Consider the following 19,473-nt stretch of genomic DNA (forward strand, 5'->3'; position numbering starts at 1 on the left):
CCGCGCGGCACCGATCGCCAGCCGGCCTGCATCTAGTAATTCGGCCGGGAGTTTACTACTAAATAAGCGATGGTGATCGGCCCACATCCAAAATGAAAACCGCCCGAAAACCCGTTCAGAAATTGCGTTCGAACCAGGCCTTCATGCGCCCGAAAAACTGTTTCACGCTGCGCGTGTCGCGCGCCTGCAGCCCCCTGCGACGCTGCACGGCGCCCTCCATGACCAGGCCCATCGCGGTGGCGTAGCGCGGCTGGCAGACCACGTCGGCAAGGCCGCCGTCGTACTGCGGCGCGCCCACGCGCGCGGGCATGTGGAAGACGTCCTCGGCGAGCTCGGCCATGCCGCGCATCACCGCCGAGCCCCCGGTCAGCACGATGCCCGAGGACAGCAGCTCCTCGTAGCCGCTGCGGCGCAGTTCGGCCTGCACCAGCTCGAAGAGCTCGGAGACGCGCGGCTCGATCACGTCGGCGAGTGCCTGGCGCGAGAGCTTGCGCGGCGGGCGATCGCCCACGCCCGGGACCTCGATCATCTCCTCGGGGTCGGCCATGTGGTGCATCGCCACGCCATGGCGGATCTTGATCTCCTCCGCCTCGGCGGTGGGCGTGCGCAGCGCCATGGCGATGTCGTTGGTGATCTGGTCGCCGGCGACCGGGATCACCGCGGTATGGCGGATCGCGCCCTGGGTGAACACGGCGATGTCGGTCGTTCCGCCGCCGATATCGACCATGCACACGCCGAGTTCCTTCTCGTCCTCGGTCAGCACGGCGTGGCTGGAGGCGAGCGGCTGCAGGCTCAGATCCATGACCTCCAGCCCGCAGCGGCGCACGCACTTGATCACGTTCTGCGCCGCCGACACCGCGCCGGTGACGATGTGCACCTTGACCTCGAGCCGCACCCCGCTCATGCCGATCGGCTCGCGCACGCCGCCCTGGCCGTCGATGATGAACTCCTGGGTCAGGATATGCAGGATCTGCTGCTCGGCCGGGATCGGCATCGCGCGCGCGACCTCGATCACGCGCTCGACGTCGAGCGGCGAGACCTCCTTCTCCTTGATCGCGACCGTGCCGCTGGAGTTGAAGCTCTTGATGTGGCTGCCGGCCAGCCCGGTGTAGACCTCGTGGATCTTGCAGTCGGCCATCAGCTCGACCTCCTGCACCACGCGCGAGATCGCGTCCACCGTGGCCTCGATGTTCACCACCACGCCGCGCTTGAGGCCGTTGGTGGACTGGGTGCCGAGGCCGACGACGTTGAGTCGCCCGTCGGGCTTCACCTCGGCGACCATGCAGGTGACCTTGGCGGTGCCGATGTCCAGGCCGACGATCAGTTCGTTGTATTGCTTGCTCATTTCCTGCCTTTCCGGGCGGCGGGCGCGACGGGCTGGTGGAGCACCGAGGCGTCGGCCGGGGTCAGTGCGAACCCGCCCGCATAGCGCAGGTCCGCGGTCTTGATGTCGATGTCGATCTGTTCGTGAACGCGCGGCCACACCGCGATGAAGCGGCGCAGCCGTTCCATCAGCGGAGACTTGTCCTGCTCGCGCCCGAGCACGATGGTCATGCCGTTATCGAGCTGCAGCTGCCAGGCCTCGCGCGCCGACAAGGCCAGCCCGACCAGGCGCACGCCGAGCGGCTGCAGCATGCTGGAGAACTCGGCATGGCGTGCGAGCAGCCAGCCCGCCGACCCCTGCGGGCCGTCGAACTGGGGCATGTCGGCGTTGGAAGCGGCGACGAAAACCTCGCCCTGGCGGTTGACCAGGCGCGCCTCGCCGCTCTCGGACACCGTCCAGTAGGCCACCGCCTCGTGTTCTTCCAGGCGCAGCTCGAGCGCGTCGGGCCAGCGCCGGCGCACCTCGGCCTTGCGCACCCAGGGCAGCTTCTCGAAAGTTTCCTTCACGCCGTCGAGGTCGACGGTGAAGAAGTTGCCCTGCACCGCGAGGCGGGCGGCGTAGTCGAGCTGTTCGACGGTGACCTGGCCGGGGTCGGTGAGCACCACCAGCTCGCGCAGCGGGAACAGCGGCCGCGACACGAACCAGATCACCAGCGCCCAGCCGAGCGCCACCGCCGCACCCAGGGTGAGCAGATCGGAGATCAGGTTGAGCAACGCGGGCCGATGCCACAGGCCGCGCTCCGCACCCGCGCGCGCCGCTCCGCCCGCCGCCGGACGGCGGGCGGAGCGGATCGACGCGGGACGGATGCCGGCTTCAGCCAAGGCGGGCTCCCTGCAGGATCTCGAGGCACAGCGCGGTGAAGTCCAGCCCCGCCACGCGCGCCGACATCGGCACCAGCGAGTGGCCGGTCATGCCGGGCGAAGTGTTCATCTCGAGCAGGTAGGGGCGGCCGTCCTCGGTGAGGATGAGGTCGGCGCGGCCCCAGCCGCGGCAGCCGAGCACGCGCGCGCACTTCATCACCATCGCCTGCAGCTCCGCCTCCTGCGCGGCAGGCAGGCCGCTGGGGCAGTCGTAGCGCGTGTCGTCGGTGAAGTACTTGTGCTGGTAGTCGTAGTTGCCGCCGGGGGCGACGATGCGCACCAGCGGCAGCGCGCGGTCCTCGAGGAAGGGGGCGGTGAGCTCGGCGCCGCAGATGAACTCCTCGGCGATCACCAGGCGGTCGTAGCGCGCCGCGAGCTCCCACGCGGCGCGCAGCTGGCCCGCCTCGACCACCTTGGTCGCGCCCATGCTCGAGCCCTCGTGCACCGGCTTGACGAAGATCGGCAGGCCGAGTTCGGCCACCACCGCGTCCCAGTCGGAGTCGTGCTCCAGGATCGCGTAGCGCGGCGTCGGCAGGCCGGCGGACAGCCACACCATCTTGGTGCGCCACTTGTCCATCGACAGCGCGGAGGCCATCACGCCGCTGCCGGTATAGGGGATGCCCATCAGCTCGAGCGCGCCCTGCACCGTGCCGTCCTCGCCACCGCGCCCATGGAGGGCGATGAAGGCGCGCTCGAAGCCCTCTTCCTTGAGGACGTGCAGGTCGCGCTCCGCGGGATCGAAGGCGTGCGCATCCACCCCCGCGGCCTGCAGCGCGGCGAGCACCGCAGCGCCCGACATCAGCGAAACCTCGCGCTCGGCAGACGAACCGCCGAACAGCACCGCAACCTTTCCGAACCGGGCCTTCACGCTGCTTCCTCGATGCTGGCGAGCTTGCCCGGCACCGCGCCGATGCTGCCCGCTCCCATGGTGATGACGACGTCGCCATCGCGCGCGGCGGACAGGATCATGCGCGGCATGTCGGCGATCTCCTCGACGAAGACGGGCTCGACCGTGCCGGCGACGCGGATCGCGCGCGCGAGCGAGCGGCCGTCGGCGGCGACGATCGGGGTCTCGCCGGCGGCATAGACCTCGGCCAGCAGCAGCGCATCCACGGTCGACAGCACCTTGACGAAGTCCTCGAAGCAATCGCGTGTGCGCGTGTAGCGATGGGGCTGGAAGGCCAGCACCAGGCGGCGGCCGGGGAAGGCGCCGCGTGCCGCGGCGATGGTCGCCGCCATCTCCACCGGGTGGTGGCCGTAGTCGTCGACCAGCGTGAAGCGGCCGGCCTCATCGCCGTCCTGGTCGTGCAGCGCGACCTCGCCGTAGCGCTGGAAGCGCCGGCCGACGCCGTTGAACTCGGCGAGCGCCTTGACGATCGCCGCGTCCGGCACCTGCACCTCGGTGGCCACCGCGATCGCGGCGAGCGCGTTGAGCACGTTGTGCAGGCCGGGCAGGTTGAGCTCGATCGACAGGCGCGAGGTCGTGCCGTTGACCCGCACGCAGTCGAACCGCATGCGCCCGCCCTCGGCGCGCACGTTCTCGGCGCGGATGTTGGCGGTCTCCGAGAAGCCGTAGCGCACGATCTGCTTGGCCACCTGCGGGATGATCTCGCGCACGTTGGGGTCGTCCTCGCACAGCACCGCCACGCCGTAGAAGGGCAGGCGGTGGAGGAAGTCGACGAAGGCCTGCTTGACCCGGCCGAAGTCGTGGCCGTAGGTGTCCATGTGGTCGGCGTCGATGTTCGTGACCACCGAGATCACCGGGTTGAGCAGCAGGAAGGAGGCGTCGGACTCGTCCGCCTCGGCCACCAGGTAGTCGCCCGTGCCGAGGCGCGCGTTGGCGCCGGCAGCGTTGAGGCGCCCGCCGATCACGAAGGTGGGGTCGATGCCGCCCTCGGCGAGGATGCTCGCCACCAGCGAGGTGGTGGTGGTCTTGCCGTGGGTGCCGGCGATCGCGATACCGTGCTTGAAGCGCATCAGCTCGGCGAGCATCTGCGCGCGCGGCACCACAGGAATGTGGCGCTCGCGCGCCGCGACCACCTCCGGGTTGTCGGCCTTCACCGCGGTCGACACCACCACCACGTCGGCGTCGGCGACGTTGGCCGCGTCATGCCCGCGCACCACATGCGCGCCCATCTTGTGCAGGCGGCGGGTGGCGGCGTTGTCGCCAAGGTCCGAACCGCTGACGCGATAACCCTGGTTGGCGAGCACCTCGGCGATGCCGCTCATGCCCGCGCCGCCGATGCCGACAAAGTGGATGTTCCTGACCTTGTGCTTCATGCTTGTTCTCCACCGCCCAGCTCGGCGCACACGTGCGCCACCGCGACGGCCGCGAGCGGCTTCGCGAGCGCGCGCGCGTTCTCGGCCATGTGCAGCAGGCGGCCGCGGTCAAGACTGGACAGGATGCCCGCCAGGCGGTCGGGCGTTAGTTCGGATTGCGGCAGCAGATAGGCGCCGCCGCGGTCGGCGAGGAAGCGCGCGTTGCCGGTCTGGTGGTCGTCCACCGCGTAGGGGAAGGGCACCAAGAGGCTGGCCACCCCGGCCGCGGCGAGCTCGGCCACGGTGAGCGCGCCGGCGCGGCAGATCACCAGGTCGGCGTCGGCGTAGGCCGCCGCCATGTCGTCGATGAAGGGGCGCAGCTCCCCGTCGACCTGGGCGCGCGCGTACGCCGCGCGCAAGGCCTCGATCTGGCGTTCGCCAGCCTGATGCACCACCACCGGGCGCTGCTCGGCGGGAAGGCGCAGCAGCGCCTGCGGCACGGTCTCGTTGAGCACCGCGGCGCCCAGGCTGCCACCCACCACCAGCACGCGCAGCGGGCCCGAGCGTCCGGCCATGCGTTCGGCCGGCGGCAGTACCGCGGCGATCTCGGCGCGCACCGGGTTGCCCATCCACTCGGCCTGTTCCAGCACCTCGGGGAAGCCGCTCAGCACGCGGTCGGCCACGCGCGCGAGCACACGGTTGGCCAGGCCGGCGACCGAGTTCTGCTCGTGCAGCACGAGCGGACGCCCGAGCAGCGCGGCCATCATGCCGCCCGGAAAGGTGATGTAGCCCCCCATGCCCAGCACCACGTCGGGGCGGACGCGGCGGATCTCGCGCAGCGCCTGCCAGAAGCCGGAGAGCAGGGTCACCGGCAGCAGCAGCTTGCGCAGCAGGCCCTTGCCGCGCAGCGCACCGAAGCGCACCCAGGCGGTGTCGTAGCCGCGCGGCGGCACGATGCGCGCCTCCATGCCCTCGGGGTTGCCCATCCAGACGATGCGCCAACCCCGGGCACGCAGTTCCTCGGCCACCGCGATGCCCGGGAAGATGTGGCCGCCGGTGCCGCCGGCCATCACCATCAGCGTCTTCATGCACGCCCCCCACGCAGGAGCTGGCGGTTCTCCCAGTCCACCCGGAGCAGGATGGCGAGCGCGACGCAGTTGGCGACGATGCCCGAGCCGCCGAAGCTCATCAGCGGCAGGGTCAGGCCCTTGGTGGGCAGCAGCCCCATGTTCACACCCATGTTGATGAAGGACTGGATGCCGATCCACAAGCCGATGCCCTGGGCGACCAGGCCCGCGAAGTAGCGCTCGAGCTTGATCGCCTCGCGCCCGATGATGAAGGCGCGGTGCACCACCAGCGCGAACAGCGCCACCACGGTCAGCACGCCGGCGAAGCCGAGTTCCTCGGCGATCACGGCGAGCAGGAAGTCGGTGTGCGCCTCGGGCAGGTAGAAGAGCTTCTCGACGCTGCCGCCGAGGCCGACGCCGAACCACTCGCCGCGCCCGAAGGCGATCAGCGAATGGGAGAGCTGGTAGCCCTTGCCGTAGGCGTCCTGCCAGGGGTCCATGAAGCCGAAGATGCGATCGCGGCGGTAGGGCGAGGTCCAGATCAGGATCACGAAGCCGATCACCGCCACCACCGCGAGGAGCACGAACACGCGCACGTTCACGCCGCCGAGGAAGAGCACGCCGAAGGCGATCGTGGTGATCACGACGAAGGCGCCGAAGTCGGGCTCGCGCAGCAGCAGGAAGCCGACGAGCAGGATCACCGCCATCATCGGCACGAAGCCCTTCACGAAGCTGCCCATGACGTCGAGCTTGCGCACCGTGTAGTCGGCGGCATAGAGCGCCGCGAAGATCTTCATGAGCTCGGAGGGCTGCAGGTTCACCGGCCCGAGCGAGAGCCAGCGCTGTGCGCCATTGACCTCGCGACCGATGCCCGGGATGAGCACCACCACGAGCAATACCACCCCGGCGACGAAGAGCGCCGGGGCGAGCTGCTGCCAGCGCGCCATCGGCAGCTGGAAGGCCATCAGGCCGAGGCCGATGCCGACAGCAAGGAAGACTGCATGGCGCAGGAGGAAATAGTGCGACTGGTAGGCCGTGAAGCGGCTGCCCTCGGCGATCGCGATCGATGCCGAATACACCATGACCAGACCGAGCAGCAGCAGGCCGACCGCGGCCCAGATCAACAGCAGGTCGAGTTCGCGCGCCGGCGCCCCCTGGCGCCCGAGGCGCCCGCTCGCCGCGCGCGCCGGATCGGCCGCGCCACCTTCGCGCTGGAGCAGGCCGGTGAGGGTGCTGGCGAACTTCATCGCGGCTTCACTCCGGGCAGGCGACGCACCGCAGCGACGAACACCTCGGCGCGGTGGGCGTAGTTGCGGAACATGTCGAGGCTGGCGCAGGCGGGCGAGAGCAGGACCGCGTCACCCGCCTGCGCCCAGGCATTGGCGCGCGCCACCGCGGCATCGAGGTCGGGCACGCGCTCGATCGCCACGCCGCATCCCGCCACCGCCTGCTCGATGCGGCCGGCGTCGCGACCGATCAGCAGCAGCGCGCGCGCCTTGCCGGCGAGCACGGGGGCGAGCGGCGAGAAGTCCTGACCCTTGCCGTCGCCGCCGGCGATCAGCACCACCGGGCAGTCCATGCCGGCGAGCGCCGCCACCGTCGCGCCGACGTTGGTGCCCTTGGAGTCGTCGTAGAAACGCACGCCGTCGGCGCGCTCGGCGACCAGCTCGACCCGGTGCGGCAGTCCGCGGAAGGCCTTCAGCCCGGGGATCAGGATCTGCGGCGCAATACCGAGCCCGCCCTCGCAGAGCGCGAGCGCGGCGAGCGCGTTGGCGGCGTTGTGGCGGCCGGCGAGCGGCAGCTCGTCGAGGGCGAGCAGGCGCTCGCCGCCGCGCAGCAGCCAGGCGCGGCCGTCGAGGTCGGCCAGACCGTAGTCGGTGTCGCTCGCCGGCGCCGCGGTGCCGAAGCGGATCGTGCGCCGGCCGGGCAGCGCCATGGCCGCCACGCGCGCGTCCTCGCGAGCGAGCACCTGCACGCCCTCGCCCTGGAAGATCGCCGCCTTGGTGGCGGCATATTCCTCGAGGTCGGCGTAGCGGTCGAGGTGGTCGTCGGTGACGTTGAGCACGATTGCCGCCTCGGCGTCCAGGCCCCGCATGGTCTCGATCTGGAAGCTGGAGAGTTCCAGCACCCAGCACGCGGGCAGCGCGGCGCCGATCTCCAGGCGCTCCATCAGCACGTCGAGCGCCGCCGGGCTGATGTTGCCGGCGGCGACCGCGTCGATGCCGACCGACTGCGCCAGCGCCGCGGTGAGCGCGGTCGTGGTGGTCTTGCCGTTGGTGCCGGTGATGGCGAGGATGCGCGTCTGCGCGCGCACGCCGAGCTCGTCGAGCGCCTGCGCGAGCAGGCTCATCTCGCCGGTAAGCGGCAGGCCGCGCCGACGCGCCTGCGCGGCGACCCCGACGCGCGGGTCGAGCCCGGGGCTGAGCGCGACCAGATCGACCCCGTCGAGCACCTCGTCGCCGAAGCTGCCCATGAAGATCTCGGCCAGCGGCGCGTCCGCCTTCAGCGCGTCGACCCCGGGCGGGACGGCGCGGCTGTCGGCCACGCGCACGCGCGCCCCGCGCAGGGCGCACCAGCGCGCCATGGCCAGGCCCGATTCGCCGAGCCCGAGGACGAGGACGTGTTTTCCGGTGAGTGCGCTCATCGCAGTTTCAGCGTCGACAGCCCGAACAGCACCAGCATGATGGTGATGATCCAGAAGCGGACCACGACCTGGGTCTCCTTCCAGCCACCCAGTTCGTAATGGTGGTGCAGCGGCGCCATGCGGAAGATGCGCTTGCCGCCGGTGGCCTTGAAGTACAGCACCTGCACCATCACCGACAGCGTCTCGGCGACGAACAGGCCGCCCATGATGAAGAGCACGATCTCCTGGCGCACGATCACCGCGATCGTGCCGAGCGCGGCACCGAGCGCGAGCGCGCCGACGTCGCCCATGAAGACCTCCGCCGGGTAGGCGTTGAACCACAGGAAGCCCAAGCCCGCGCCGCAGATCGCGCCGCAGAACACCGCCAGTTCGCCCGCGCCCGCCACATAGGGCACGCCGAGGTACTTCGAGAAGCCGACGTGACCGGCGACATAGGCGAAGATCGCCAGTGCCGCGGCCACCATCACCGTCGGCATGATCGCCAGGCCGTCGAGGCCGTCGGTGAGGTTCACCGCGTGGCTGGTGCCGTTGATGACGAAGTAGGTCAGCGCGATGAAACCGAAGATGCCCAGCGGGTACGCAATCGCCTTGAAGAAGGGCACGATCAGTTCGGTTTCGGCCGGGATGTCTGCGGTGACTCCGAGATAGATCGCCGCGGCGAGCGCGATCGCCGAGGTCCACAGGTATTTCCAGCGGCTCGCCAGCCCCTTCGGATCGCGATGCACGACCTTGCGCCAGTCATCCACCCAGCCCACGGCGCCGAAACCCAGGGTCACCAGCAGGGTCACCCACACGTAGGCGTTCTTCAGGTCGCCCCACAACAGGATGGTGACGCCGATCGCGATCAGGATCAGCGCGCCGCCCATCGTGGGCGTGCCGGCCTTGGTGAGGTGCGACTTGGGGCCGTCGTCGCGCACGGCCTGGCCGATCTTCTTGGCCGCGAGCCAGCGGATGACGGCGGGGCCGGCGATCAGCGAGATCGCCAATGCGGTGAGAGCGGCGAGCACCGTCCGCAGCGTGATGTAGCCGAAGACGTTGAAGCCACGAATGTCCTGGCCGAGCCAGAGAGCGAGTTCCAACAACATGTCAGGAGCCGGTTTCCGTTGAAGGGGCCGGATTGTGCACTGCCGCAAGCGCATCCGCCACCCTTTCCATGCGCATGAAGCGCGAGCCCTTCACCAGCACCACCGAGTCCGCATCCAGGCGCGGCACGAGCGCCTTGACCAGCGCCTCCACCGAAGTGAAATGGCGCGCGCCCTCGCCGAAGTTGTGCGCCGCCACCGCGCTCATCTCGCCGAGCGCGAAGAGGCCGTCGATGCCCTTGCTCTTCGCATAGCCACCGACCTCGTCGTGAACCTGGGCGCTGGTCTCGCCGACCTCGCCCATGTCGCCGAGCACCAGCCAGGTATGGCCCGGCATGGCGGCGAGCACGTCGATGCCGACGCGCACCGAATCCGGATTGGCGTTGTACGAATCGTCCAGGATCAGCGCGCCCCGCGGCCCGGCACGGCGTTGCAGGCGACCGCGGGTGCCGGCGAAACCCGCCAGTCCCTCGGCCACCGCCTCGAGCGGAACCCCTGCCGCGAGGCAGGCCGCCGCCGCGCCGAGCGCGTTGCGCACGTTGTGCAGACCCGGCACCTGCAAGGCGAAATCGATCTTCCCTTGCGGGATGTCGAGTTCGAGCCGCGAGCCGAGGCCGCGCAGGGTACACCGCGCGGACACGTCCGCCGGATGGTCGATACCGAATGTCACAATCGGCCGCCCGGCGTTGAGCGAACGCCAGTAGCCGGCGTGCGGATCGTCGGCGTTGATCACCGCCACGCCTGCCCCGCCCAGGCCTTCGTAGATCGCGCCCTTCTCGCGCGCGACCTCGTCGACCGAGCCCATGCCCTGGAGGTGGGCGCGCTGGGCGTTGTTCACCAGGGCCACCGTGGGCTGGGCGAGCGCGCTCAGGTAGCCGATCTCGCCGGGATGGTTCATCCCCATCTCGATCACCGCGGCGCGATGGAAGTCGCGCAGTTCGAGCAGCGTGAGCGGCATGCCGATGTCGTTGTTCAGGTTGCCGCGCGTAGCGAGCACCGACTCCTCGCCGAAGCCGTCGCGGCTCGCCTGCACGCGCAGGATCGCGGCACACATCTCCTTCACCGTGGTCTTGCCGTTGCTGCCGGTGACGCCGATCAGGGGCAGCGCGAAACGCGCCCGCCAAGCCGCCGCGAGCGTGCCGAGCGCACGCCGCGTGTCGTCCACCACCAGCAGGGGCAGGCCGGCATCGGCCTTGCCGGCGCTCCAGGCGGCATCGACCATGGCCGCGGCGGCGCCCGCCTTCGCCGCATCGGCGACGAAGTCGTGGCCGTCGAAGCGCTCGCCGCGCAGGGCGACGAAGAACTGCCCGGGCGCGAGCGCGCGGGTATCGGTACCGACGCTGTCGAAGCGCCCTTCCCCGGTCGCCCGCGCACCATGGCAGGCGAGTGCGCGCGTGGCGTCGTGCAGGCTCATCATCGGCCATTCTCCCTTGCATGCCAGGCGGCGAGCGCGCGCTTCGCCTGCTCCAGGTCCGAAAAAGGCAGGCGCTGGCCGAGGATTTCCTGGTACGGCTCGTGGCCCTTGCCTGCGATCAGCACGACGTCGTCGGCCCGCGCCTCGCCCACCGCGCGGGTGATCGCCTGCGCGCGGTCGACCACGCATTCGGCCGCGGCGCCGGCGCCGGCGGCAATGGCCTCGACGATGCGCTGCGGATCCTCCGAACGCGGGTTGTCGCTGGTGATCACCACGCGATCGGCGATCGCGCTGGCGATCTCGCCCATCATCGGGCGCTTGCCCGGGTCGCGGTCGCCGCCGCAGCCGAACACGCACACCAGGCGGCCGCGGCGGCTATGCACCGTGCCGCGCAAGGCTTCGAGCACCTTGGCGAGGGCATCGGGCGAATGCGCGTAGTCGATCACCACGAGCGGCTCGCACACCCCGCCGACGAGCTGCATGCGCCCCTGCGGCGGCGCCAGCCGACCGAGCACCGGCGGCAGCTCGTCGAAGGCGATGCCGCGCGCCAGCAGCGCGCCCGCAACCGCGATCAGGTTGGAGACGTTGAAGTGCGCCACCATGCGCACGCCGATCTCGGCCTCGCGCCCCTCCCAGACGAGGGTGAAGCGCAGTCCTGCGGGCGCCGCCTGCAGGCGATCGGCGCGCAGCACGCGCGCGCCGGGCACCGCGTCGGCGTTGGCGGCGTAGAGGGTGCATGCGATCACCGCGCGCCCCTCGACGACGAGCCGGCGCGCCAGCGCCAGGCCCCAGGGATCGTCGATGTTGATCACGCAGGCCGACAGCTCCGGGCGCTCGAACAGGCGCGCCTTGGCCGCGGCGTAGGCTTCCATGGTGCCGTGGTAATCGAGGTGGTCGCGACTCAGGTTGGTGAAGATCGCGACGTCGAACTGCGCACCATTGACCCGCCCCTGGTCGAGCCCGATCGAAGACACCTCCATCGCCGCGGCCACCGCCCCCTGGTTGCGGAAGCGCGCAAACCAGCGCTGCAATTCGAGCGCGTCGGGCGTGGTGTTGAGCCCTTCCTCGAGGGCGTCGGGGAACCCGCAGCCGAGCGTACCGACGATGCCGCAGCGCTCGCCGAGTTCGCCGAGCGCACGCGCGAGCATCTGCGAGACGGTGGTCTTGCCGTTGGTGCCGGTGACGCCGGCTAGCCAAAGCGACTGCGAAGGCCGGCCGTGGAGTTCGTGGGCAAGGTGCCCGGCGAGCTCGCGCAGGCCACGCACGCCGAAACCGGGCACCGCGAGCGCGGGCGCGCAGAATCCGTCGCCATCCTCCCACAACAGCGCGGCGGCGCCATGCACGACTGCATCGGCGAGGAAGCGGCGGCCATCGGTGCGCTGGCCGGGCCAGGCCGCGAACACGCAACCCGGGCCGGCCTTGCGCGAATCGGCGGTGATGTCGTCGGCGTGGACGCCGAGCGCACGCAGTCGATCGAGCACCGCGAGGGCTTGCATGGCGCTCACATGCTCTCCCGGCTGCTGCCTTCGCTCGCTGCCTCGTCGCCGCCGCGGCGAGCGAGCTGGAGCGGGGTCAAGGGCATGTCGGGGGCGACGCCGAGCGTGCGCAGCGTGCCTTCGGTGATGCGCGAGAACACCGGCGCGGCGACCGTGCCGCCGTAGTGCTGGCCTGCGGAAGGCTCGTCCACCATCACCGCGACCACGATGCGCGGATCGCTCGCCGGGGCGAAGCCGACGAAGGACGAGATGTACTTGCGCGCATAGCGGCCATCCTCGAGCTTGTGCGCGGTACCGGTCTTGCCCGCCACCGTGTAGCCGGGCACCTGGGCGCGGATCGCGGTGCCGCCGGGACCCGCCGCCATCGCCAGAACGGTGCGCATCTGGCGCGCGGTGTCGGCCGAGAACACGCGGCGCCCGGAACTCGGCGTGCCGTCCACCCGGGTCAGCGACAGCGGCACCAGCTCGCCCTCGCGCGCGAACACGAGGTAGGCACGCGCCATCTGGATCAGGCTCGTCGAGATGCCGTGCCCGTAAGACATCGTCGCCTGCTCGATCGGCCGCCAGGTCTTGGCGGGACGCAGCCGCCCGGAAGTCTCGCCGGGGAAGCCGAGGTTGAGCGGGGTGCCGAAGCCGAGCTGGTCGAAGAGGTGCCACATTTCCTCTGCGCCGAGCTGCTGCGCCATCTTCACGGTGCCGATGTTGGAGGACTTCTGCACCACCTGCGCCATGGTGATGACGCCGTGGCGCTTGGTGTCGGAGATGGTCGCGGTGCCGATCGTCATGCGGCCGTTGCCGGTATCGATCGGGGTATTGAGTTTGACCTTGCCGCGCTCGAGCGCGAGCGCGGCGATGAAGGGCTTCATCACCGAGCCGGGCTCGAAGGCGTCGGTGAAGACGCGGTTGCGCAGTTGCGCGCCGGTGAGGTTGGCGCGATTGTTCGGGTTGAAGGTCGGCGCATTGACCAGGGCGAGCACCTCGCCGGTGCGCACGTCGAGCACCACCGCAGCCGCGGCCTTGGGCTTGTGCTCTTCCATCGCCTCGCGCAGGGCGGACCAGGCGAGATACTGGATCTTGCCGTCGATCGACAGCGCCACCTCGTCGCCATCGCGTGGCGGACGGATCGCCTCGACGTCCTCGACGATCTGGCCGCGGCGGTCCTTGATCACCCGGCGCGCGCCGGCACGGCCCGACAGGCGCTTGTCGAAGGCGAGCTCGATCCCCTCCTGGCCGCGATCTTCCAGATCGGTGAAGCCGAGGATGTGCGCCATCACCTCGCCACCCGGGTAGTAGCGACGGTATTCCTTTTCCTGGTGGATGCCGGGCAGGCGGAGGTCGGCGACGGCCTGCGCCACCTCCGGCGGCACCTGGCGCTTGAGGTAGACGAAGTCGCGCCCCGCGGCGAGCCTGGCGTTGAGCTCGCCGACGTTCATCTCGAGCAGGCGCGCGAGCTCGCGCACCTGCGCCGGCTCCAGCCGGGCATCGGCGGGCAGGGCCCAGACCGCGCGCACCGGCGTGCTCACCGCGAGGATGTCGCCGTGGCGGTCGGTGATGCGGCCGCGGGTGGCGGGGACCTCGAGCACGCGCGCATAGCGCGACTCGCCCTTGGCCTGGAGGAAGTCGTTATTGACCCCCTGCAGGTAGAGCGCACGTCCGACCAGTGCGAGCGAACAACCCATCAGTGCGAGCATGATGATGCGCGGCCGCCAGGCCGGCAACTCGCGCTTGAGCAGCGGGTTGTGATTGAAGGTGACGGCACGTTGCTTTTTCATGATTGAGGCTCCACGACCAGCACCTGCCCTTCGGGCGGCAACTGCATGTGAAGGCGGTCGCGGGCGAGCTTCTCGATGCGACCGTGCGTCGCCCAGGTGCTCTGCTCGAGCTGGAGCTGGCCCCACTCGACCTCGAGCGCCTGCGCGCGCGCCTGCTCGCGCTCGTACTCGCCATGGAGGCGGCGCGCCTGGTGCTGGGAGGCGACGACGCCGAGCGCGCTGGCGACGGCGAGGGCGACGAGGACGGCGTCGATGCGCACCATCAGGGCGCCTCCGTGCGCTCGGCCACGCGCAGCACCGCGCTGCGCGCGCGCGGGTTGGCCGCGACCTCGGCGTCGCTCGGGCGCATCGCCTTGCCGACGAGCTGCAGGCGCGGCGCGGGCAGATCCGCCGCCCTGACCGGCAGCCGGCGCGGCAGCACCGGCGGACGCGACTCGTCACGCATGAAGCGCTTCACGATGCGATCCTCGAGCGAATGGAAGCTGATCACCGCCAGGCGCCCACCCGGCCGCAGCCGGGACACGCAGACGGGCAGCACGCGGCTCAGCTCCTCGAGTTCCTGATTGATGAAAATCCGAAGAGCCTGGAAGGTGCGTGTCGCCGGGTGCTGCCCCGGCTCGCGCGTGCGGACCGCCTTTTCCACGAGCGCGGCAAGTTGTCCAGTGGTTGCGACAGCCCCCCCTGCCCGAGCATTTGCAATCGCCTTTGCAATCGCATGAGCAAACCGTTCCTCTCCATATTCCCTGATGACCTCCGTGATCTGGCCGACGGACGCCTCCGCCAGCCACTCCGCCACGGTCTGCCCGCGGCTCGTATCCATGCGCATGTCGAGGGGGGCGTCGAAGCGAAAGCTCATCCCGCGCGCAGCGTCGTCCAGCTGGGGCGAAGACACCCCGAGGTCCAGCAGCACTCCATCCACCGCCTGCACGCCCAGGCGCGCGAGCTCGTCGTCGAGCGCGCTGAACGCCGAGTGCACGAGCGTCAGCCGGGCGTCGCCCACCCCCTGCCCGGCAGCGATCGCCAGCGGATCACGGTCGAAGGCGATCAACCGCCCCTGCGGTCCGAGGCGTTGGAGCACCGCGCGACTGTGGCCGCCGCGCCCGAAGGTTCCGTCGACGTAGAAGCCGTCGGCCCGGATCGCAAGCGCGTCGACCGCTTCGGAGAGGAGGACGCTGACGTGGGCATCGGCGAGGTTCACAGCGCGAGGCTCTCGAACCCGGGCGGCAGGCCGGTATTGACCAGTTCCAGCATCGCCTGCTGCTGCTTCTCCCAGCGCTCGTCGGACCACAGCTCGAAGTGCGCACCTTGGCCGACCAGCCAAACCTGCTTCTCGAGCGCGGCGAACTTGCGCAGGGAGGGCGCCACCAGCACGCGACCGGCGGCGTCGAGCGTCTCTTCCTGGGCGAAGCCCACGAGCAGGCGCTTGAGCATCGCCGCCTGCGGATCCAGGCTCGGTGCGCGCAGCACGTGGTCGCGGATCGGATTCCAGGCGGGGACGGGATAGACGAGGCAGCAGCCGTGCGGATGGGCGGTCAGCACCACCTGGCCGTTGTCGACGGCCAGGGCATCACGATGCCGCGCGGGAATCGCAAGGCGTCCCTTCGCATCGAGATTGAGCGCCACCGCTCCCTGGAACATCGAACCCCCTGACGGCTTCGGGAAAGCATCGGAACGACACTTTTCCCCACTTTTTTCCACTTGAACCCACTTTAGAGGAAAGGCCATACCGGGTCAAGGCTGCAAGATCGGAATCCCTTTGTTGCACAATGACTTACCGCTCTGCGCCAAGACACGGATAAATCCTGAAAAATCAAGGGAGATGCGCATGGACGTTCGCGCGGCACGCGAAATCGGGCCGCGCAAAGGGCGCAGTGGGAAAAAGTGGGAATGCCGGTGCAATCCGGCCTGCTCGCACTGGCGGATTCCGAGCGGATGGGGGAGAACGCTGCTGCCTTCCGCTCGCAGAGGGGGCATGCGCGGGCGGAAACAGGGGAAGAAGTGGGAAGTCCGCCGATAAGCCGGGTTCTGTCGAACGCCACCGGCGGACCGGTGACATCGGGCAGTCATTCCTCTGGGCGCCACGTCGCCGTGGCGCTCTAGCAGCCTACCCGGGAGCGACGCGAGCCACGCCGATGCTCCCCTATTTGGCCTTGCCCCGGATGGGGTTTGCCGTGCCAGTCCTGTTGCCAGTCCTGCGGTGAGCTCTTACCTGCCGATGCTTGCGCACCGACCCTCAGCTTGCTCGCGCAAGCCGCGGCACCGTTTCACCCTTACCTGTACCCATTGAAGAGCAAGCTCTTCAAAATGGACTCTGCTGCCTTGCGGCAGCGAAGTCCGGGCCATCGGCGGTCTGCTCTCTGTTGCACTTTCCGTCGCCTCACGGCGCCCGGCCGTTAGCCGGCATCCTGCTCTGCGGGGCCCGGACTTTCCTCCACGCACGACGAGGTGCGCAGCGACTGCCTGGCGGACTTCCGGCCCGGATTATACGCGTGCCGGCAGGGCGTCGCCCGGCTTATTTGGTGGCGGGCGCGGGTACGAAGGCGGGCGCGCCGTCCTTGAGGACGAAGCTGCCGACGAGGGCTCCGGGCGGGCGGTCACCCGGATTGTCCCAGTCCTGCACGCGGCACTCCTCGGTACCGGCGAGATACCAACGCGCGCCCTGGTGCAGCGCCCACAGGCCGTCTCCGGCGGCGTAGATCTTCATCTCGACGAGGGTCGCCGAGCCCGGATGGATGCGGATGCGCTTCTGACAGGCGGGCAGGCGCGACACCACCATCGCCTGACGCAACTCGTCATCCCAGAAGAACTTCTGCTCGCGCACCAGGATCAGCGCGTGCTGGTTGCCTTCGATCATGTAGGCGGTGGCGCTGTTCTCGCAACCCGCCAGCACGGCGAGCAGACCGACGGCAGCGAGACCGCGGCGCAGCGCGCGCCCGGCGCCGCCGCGGACGCCGGGCCGGATCGACATGGGCGCGCCCGCATCCCGGGCGCCCGTCTCAAGCATGCGGACGCCCATCTCAGGCCCCTTCCACCAGCTTCCAGCCCACCTGCTCGCCGGCGCGCAAGGGCACCAGCGGGTCTTCGCCCAGGTAGGGGTAGCTCGCCGGCACGCTCCAGGGCTCGCGCCGCAGCGTGATGGTGTCGCTGCTCGGCGCCAGGCCGTAGAAGGCCGGGCCGTTGAGGCTGGCGAAGGCCTCGAGGCGATCGAGCGCGCCGGCGGCGTCGAAGACCTCGGCGTAGAGCTCGATGCCCGCGTGCGCGGTGTAGCAGCCTGCGCAGCCGCAGGCGTTTTCCTTGGTGCTGCGCGCATGCGGCGCGGAGTCGGTGCCAAGGAAAAAGCGCGCGTTGCCCGAAGTGACCGCGGCGATCAGCGCCTCGCGGTGGCTCTCGCGCTTGAGGACCGGCAGGCAGTAGTGGTGCGGGCGGATGCCGCCGGCGAAGATCGCGTTGCGGTTGAGCAGCAAGTGGTGGGCGGTGACCGTGGCGGCCACGTGCGAGCCCGCTGCGCGCACGAACTGCGCCGCCTCCGCGGTGGTGATGTGCTCGAACACCACCTTGAGCCCCGGGAAACGCCGCACCAGCGGCGACAGCGTGCGCTCGACGAAGACGCGCTCGCGGTCGAACACGTCAACCTCCGCCCCGGTGGCCTCGCCATGCACGCACAGCACCATGCCGAGCTTCTCCATGCGTTCGAGCACCGCATAGATCTTGTCGATCGCGGTGACGCCGGCGTCGGAGTTCGTGGTCGCGCCCGCCGGATAGAGCTTGCAGGCGACCACGTGGCCGCTCGCGCGGGCGCGGTCGATCTCGTCCGGCGACAGGTTGTCGGTGAGGTAGAGGCTCATCAGCGGCTCGAACCTCGACCCGCGCGCCGCGGCGAGGATGCGCTCGCGGTAGGCGAGCGCCTGCGCGGTGGTGGTGACCGGCGGCTTCAGGTTGGGCATGATCAGCGCCCGGCCGAAGCGGGCGGCGGTGTGCGGCACCACCGCGTCGAGCGCGGCGTCGTCGCGCACATGCAGGTGCCAGTCGTCGGGGCGGATCAGGGTAATCGATTGCATCGGGGCGTTCCTCGTGTGACCCGCCGATTATAGGCGCTTCGGCGGTGCGCACGGCCGACGCGGGCGTGCATGCGTCACGCCTGCGGCGAATCCTCGCCCTTGCGCTCGAGCGCGAGCGCGTACAAGGCCTTGCGCGGCGCCCCGGTGATCTCGGCCGCAAGCCGCGCCGCCCCCTTCACCGGCAGCTCGGCGAGCAGCAGATCGAGCACCCGGCGCGCCCGCGCATCCACCACCTCGCCGGCCGGCGCGCCTTCCACCACAAGCACGAACTCGCCGCGCAGGCGGTTGGCGTCGGCGGCGAACCAGGCGGCGGTCTGCGCCAGCGGCATGCGCACGATCTGCTCGTGGAGCTTGGTCATCTCGCGTGCGATCAGCAGCTCGCGTGCGCCACCGAGGACCTGCTCCATGTCGGCGACGCACTCGACGATGCGGTGCGGCGCCTCGTGGAACACCATCGCGGCGCGCTCGTCGGCGAGTTCGCGCAGCGCCGCCGCGCGCGCACCGGCCTTCGCCGGCAGGAAACCGACGAAGCGGAAGCCCCCCTCGGCGAAGCCCGATACCGACAGGGCCGCCACCGCCGCGCACGGCCCGGGCAACGGCACCACCGGATGCCCCGCGGCGCGCACCCGCGCGACCAGGCGGGCGCCCGGGTCCGACACCGCCGGCGTGCCGGCGTCGGTGATCAGCGCGACCTGGCGGCCGGCAGCGAGCTCGGCGACGATCACCCCGGCGGCCTCGTGCTCGTTGTGCTGGTGCGCCGCGAGCATGCGCGCGCGGATACCGTGCGCATCGAGCAGGCGCTGGCTGTGGCGCGTATCCTCGGCCGCGACCACGTCCACCGCGGCGAGCACGGCGAGCGCGCGCAGCGTGATGTCATGCAGATTCCCGAGCGGCGTCGCCACCACATACAATGACGGCGTACTGGAGAGCGGACGATCGGGCAAGGGAGCGGAGACGGTCATGGGCGGGAGATCCGGAGGCTGGACGCGCAGCGCGGGCGAGGACGCCCGGGGCGCGCACGCGGGTGAGGACAGTATCGGCGCACGCCCGACGCCGGCGCAAGCGCGCGGCGCCGCTGCCGAGGCGCTCGCCGCCGAACACCTTGCCGCACACGGCCTGCGCGTGATCGCGCGCAACGTGCGCTGCCGCGGCGGCGAGGTCGACCTGGTCTGCCTCGACCGCAGCCACGTCGTCTTCGTCGAGGTGCGCCTGCGCCGCAACAACCGCTTCGGCGGCGCCGCCGAGAGCATCACCGCGGCCAAGCAGCGCCGCGTGCTGATCGCCGCGCAGTGGTGGCTGGGCGGCGCCGGGCGGCGCTTTCGCGACGCAGCCTGCCGCTTCGACGCGGTGCTGCTCGACGCGCTCGACCCGGCGCGCATCATCTGGCTCCCGGGGGCCTTCGATGCCGGCTGATAGCGCGTGCTAGACTCTGGCGCC

The 19,473-nt window shown here is 70.4% G+C and carries 18 protein-coding genes and 1 other RNA gene; 1 reads left to right on the top strand and 18 read right to left on the bottom strand.

Annotated elements, in window-relative coordinates:
* Window positions 1-115: 115 nt before the first annotated feature.
* The 18 genes from ftsA to rsmI form a co-directional block, all read right to left on the bottom strand.
* Window positions 116-1,345, bottom strand: a complete 1,230-nt coding sequence (gene ftsA / locus ACZ5PP_RS08860) for a cell division protein FtsA (protein ID WP_004306272.1) — start codon at window positions 1,343-1,345, stop codon at window positions 116-118.
* Entirely contained in the window at window positions 1,342-2,205 is an 864-nt protein-coding gene (locus ACZ5PP_RS08865; RefSeq protein ID WP_012585945.1) for a cell division protein FtsQ/DivIB, read from the bottom strand. Before ACZ5PP_RS08865 ends, ftsA begins: the two co-directional genes overlap by 4 nt.
* On the bottom strand, window positions 2,198-3,112 hold the full coding sequence (locus ACZ5PP_RS08870) for a D-alanine--D-alanine ligase (protein WP_004304325.1): 915 nt from the start codon (window positions 3,110-3,112) through the stop codon (window positions 2,198-2,200). The genes ACZ5PP_RS08865 and ACZ5PP_RS08870 overlap by 8 nt, the downstream gene beginning before the upstream one ends.
* Window positions 3,109-4,524, bottom strand: a complete 1,416-nt coding sequence (gene murC, locus ACZ5PP_RS08875) for a UDP-N-acetylmuramate--L-alanine ligase (protein WP_004304323.1) — start codon at window positions 4,522-4,524, stop codon at window positions 3,109-3,111. The genes ACZ5PP_RS08870 and murC overlap by 4 nt, the downstream gene beginning before the upstream one ends.
* Window positions 4,521-5,591, bottom strand: coding sequence for an undecaprenyldiphospho-muramoylpentapeptide beta-N-acetylglucosaminyltransferase (gene murG, locus ACZ5PP_RS08880; protein WP_004304321.1), 1,071 nt, complete (start codon window positions 5,589-5,591; stop codon window positions 4,521-4,523). Before murG ends, murC begins: the two co-directional genes overlap by 4 nt.
* Window positions 5,588-6,817 carry a putative lipid II flippase FtsW gene (gene ftsW, locus ACZ5PP_RS08885; RefSeq protein WP_004304320.1) on the bottom strand — a complete coding sequence of 410 codons (1,230 nt, stop codon included), beginning with the start codon at window positions 6,815-6,817 and terminating at the stop codon, window positions 5,588-5,590. The genes murG and ftsW overlap by 4 nt, the downstream gene beginning before the upstream one ends.
* Window positions 6,814-8,214 carry a UDP-N-acetylmuramoyl-L-alanine--D-glutamate ligase gene (murD, locus tag ACZ5PP_RS08890; RefSeq protein ID WP_464826970.1) on the bottom strand — a complete coding sequence of 467 codons (1,401 nt, stop codon included), beginning with the start codon at window positions 8,212-8,214 and terminating at the stop codon, window positions 6,814-6,816. The genes ftsW and murD overlap by 4 nt, the downstream gene beginning before the upstream one ends.
* Window positions 8,211-9,299 (bottom strand): phospho-N-acetylmuramoyl-pentapeptide-transferase, encoded by a 1,089-nt coding sequence (gene mraY / locus ACZ5PP_RS08895; RefSeq protein ID WP_464826971.1) that lies wholly within the window; start codon window positions 9,297-9,299, stop codon window positions 8,211-8,213. The genes murD and mraY overlap by 4 nt, the downstream gene beginning before the upstream one ends.
* Window position 9,300: 1 nt before the next feature.
* The gene (locus ACZ5PP_RS08900) at window positions 9,301-10,713 is read right to left on the bottom strand and encodes a UDP-N-acetylmuramoyl-tripeptide--D-alanyl-D-alanine ligase (RefSeq protein WP_276662181.1); all 1,413 of its coding nucleotides are present in this window, start codon (window positions 10,711-10,713) and stop codon (window positions 9,301-9,303) included.
* A complete protein-coding gene (locus ACZ5PP_RS08905) occupies window positions 10,710-12,206 on the bottom strand; it encodes a UDP-N-acetylmuramoyl-L-alanyl-D-glutamate--2,6-diaminopimelate ligase (RefSeq protein ID WP_012585948.1) in 1,497 nt (498 codons plus the stop codon). Before ACZ5PP_RS08905 ends, ACZ5PP_RS08900 begins: the two co-directional genes overlap by 4 nt.
* 5 nt (window positions 12,207-12,211) lie before the next feature.
* The gene (locus ACZ5PP_RS08910) at window positions 12,212-13,978 is read right to left on the bottom strand and encodes a peptidoglycan D,D-transpeptidase FtsI family protein (protein WP_004304310.1); all 1,767 of its coding nucleotides are present in this window, start codon (window positions 13,976-13,978) and stop codon (window positions 12,212-12,214) included.
* On the bottom strand, window positions 13,975-14,241 hold the full coding sequence (ftsL, locus tag ACZ5PP_RS08915) for a cell division protein FtsL (RefSeq protein ID WP_004304309.1): 267 nt from the start codon (window positions 14,239-14,241) through the stop codon (window positions 13,975-13,977). Before ftsL ends, ACZ5PP_RS08910 begins: the two co-directional genes overlap by 4 nt.
* Window positions 14,241-15,176, bottom strand: a complete 936-nt coding sequence (gene rsmH, locus ACZ5PP_RS08920; RefSeq protein WP_464826972.1) for a 16S rRNA (cytosine(1402)-N(4))-methyltransferase RsmH — start codon at window positions 15,174-15,176, stop codon at window positions 14,241-14,243. Before rsmH ends, ftsL begins: the two co-directional genes overlap by 1 nt.
* Complete coding sequence (mraZ, locus tag ACZ5PP_RS08925) at window positions 15,173-15,616, bottom strand: division/cell wall cluster transcriptional repressor MraZ (protein WP_004304305.1); 444 nt, start codon at window positions 15,614-15,616, stop codon at window positions 15,173-15,175. The genes rsmH and mraZ overlap by 4 nt, the downstream gene beginning before the upstream one ends.
* A 360-nt stretch (window positions 15,617-15,976) precedes the next feature.
* An RNA gene (rnpB, locus tag ACZ5PP_RS08930) (RNase P RNA component class A) lies at window positions 15,977-16,450 on the bottom strand.
* Between the two features lie 40 nt (window positions 16,451-16,490).
* Window positions 16,491-16,946 carry a hypothetical protein gene (locus ACZ5PP_RS08935; RefSeq protein WP_276662177.1) on the bottom strand — a complete coding sequence of 152 codons (456 nt, stop codon included), beginning with the start codon at window positions 16,944-16,946 and terminating at the stop codon, window positions 16,491-16,493.
* A gap of 49 nt (window positions 16,947-16,995) precedes the next feature.
* Window positions 16,996-18,036, bottom strand: a complete 1,041-nt coding sequence (gene pyrC / locus ACZ5PP_RS08940; RefSeq protein WP_004304301.1) for a dihydroorotase — start codon at window positions 18,034-18,036, stop codon at window positions 16,996-16,998.
* 74 nt (window positions 18,037-18,110) lie between these two features.
* On the bottom strand, window positions 18,111-18,998 hold the full coding sequence (gene rsmI, locus ACZ5PP_RS08945) for a 16S rRNA (cytidine(1402)-2'-O)-methyltransferase (protein ID WP_374616623.1): 888 nt from the start codon (window positions 18,996-18,998) through the stop codon (window positions 18,111-18,113).
* Between rsmI and ACZ5PP_RS08950 the strand changes: the two genes are divergently transcribed.
* Complete coding sequence (locus ACZ5PP_RS08950; protein ID WP_464826973.1) at window positions 18,997-19,449, top strand: YraN family protein; 453 nt, start codon at window positions 18,997-18,999, stop codon at window positions 19,447-19,449. The two genes, rsmI and ACZ5PP_RS08950, sit on opposite strands and share 2 nt — an antisense overlap.
* The last annotated feature ends 24 nt before the right edge of the window (window positions 19,450-19,473 follow it).

The organism is Thauera sp. DNT-1 (assembly GCF_055393985.1).

Excerpts from the sequence above, each read along its gene's own strand:
- ftsA (WP_004306272.1), bottom strand. The coding sequence starts at position 1,345 with ATGAGCAAGCAATACAACGAACTGATCGTCGGCCTGGACATCGGCACC.
- murC (WP_004304323.1), bottom strand. The coding sequence starts at position 4,524 with ATGAAGCACAAGGTCAGGAACATCCACTTTGTCGGCATCGGCGGCGCG.
- murG (WP_004304321.1), bottom strand. The coding sequence starts at position 5,591 with ATGAAGACGCTGATGGTGATGGCCGGCGGCACCGGCGGCCACATCTTC.
- ftsW (WP_004304320.1), bottom strand. The coding sequence starts at position 6,817 with ATGAAGTTCGCCAGCACCCTCACCGGCCTGCTCCAGCGCGAAGGTGGC.
- murD (WP_464826970.1), bottom strand. The coding sequence starts at position 8,214 with ATGAGCGCACTCACCGGAAAACACGTCCTCGTCCTCGGGCTCGGCGAA.
- mraY (WP_464826971.1), bottom strand. The coding sequence starts at position 9,299 with ATGTTGTTGGAACTCGCTCTCTGGCTCGGCCAGGACATTCGTGGCTTC.
- ACZ5PP_RS08900 (WP_276662181.1), bottom strand. The coding sequence starts at position 10,713 with ATGATGAGCCTGCACGACGCCACGCGCGCACTCGCCTGCCATGGTGCG.
- ACZ5PP_RS08905 (WP_012585948.1), bottom strand. The coding sequence starts at position 12,206 with ATGCAAGCCCTCGCGGTGCTCGATCGACTGCGTGCGCTCGGCGTCCAC.
- ACZ5PP_RS08910 (WP_004304310.1), bottom strand. The coding sequence starts at position 13,978 with ATGAAAAAGCAACGTGCCGTCACCTTCAATCACAACCCGCTGCTCAAG.
- ftsL (WP_004304309.1), bottom strand. The coding sequence starts at position 14,241 with ATGGTGCGCATCGACGCCGTCCTCGTCGCCCTCGCCGTCGCCAGCGCG.
- mraZ (WP_004304305.1), bottom strand. The coding sequence starts at position 15,616 with ATGTTCCAGGGAGCGGTGGCGCTCAATCTCGATGCGAAGGGACGCCTT.
- ACZ5PP_RS08935 (WP_276662177.1), bottom strand. The coding sequence starts at position 16,946 with ATGTCGATCCGGCCCGGCGTCCGCGGCGGCGCCGGGCGCGCGCTGCGC.
- pyrC (WP_004304301.1), bottom strand. The coding sequence starts at position 18,036 with ATGCAATCGATTACCCTGATCCGCCCCGACGACTGGCACCTGCATGTG.
- ACZ5PP_RS08950 (WP_464826973.1), top strand. The coding sequence starts at position 18,997 with ATGGGCGGGAGATCCGGAGGCTGGACGCGCAGCGCGGGCGAGGACGCC.
- rsmI (WP_374616623.1), bottom strand. The coding sequence starts at position 18,998 with ATGACCGTCTCCGCTCCCTTGCCCGATCGTCCGCTCTCCAGTACGCCG.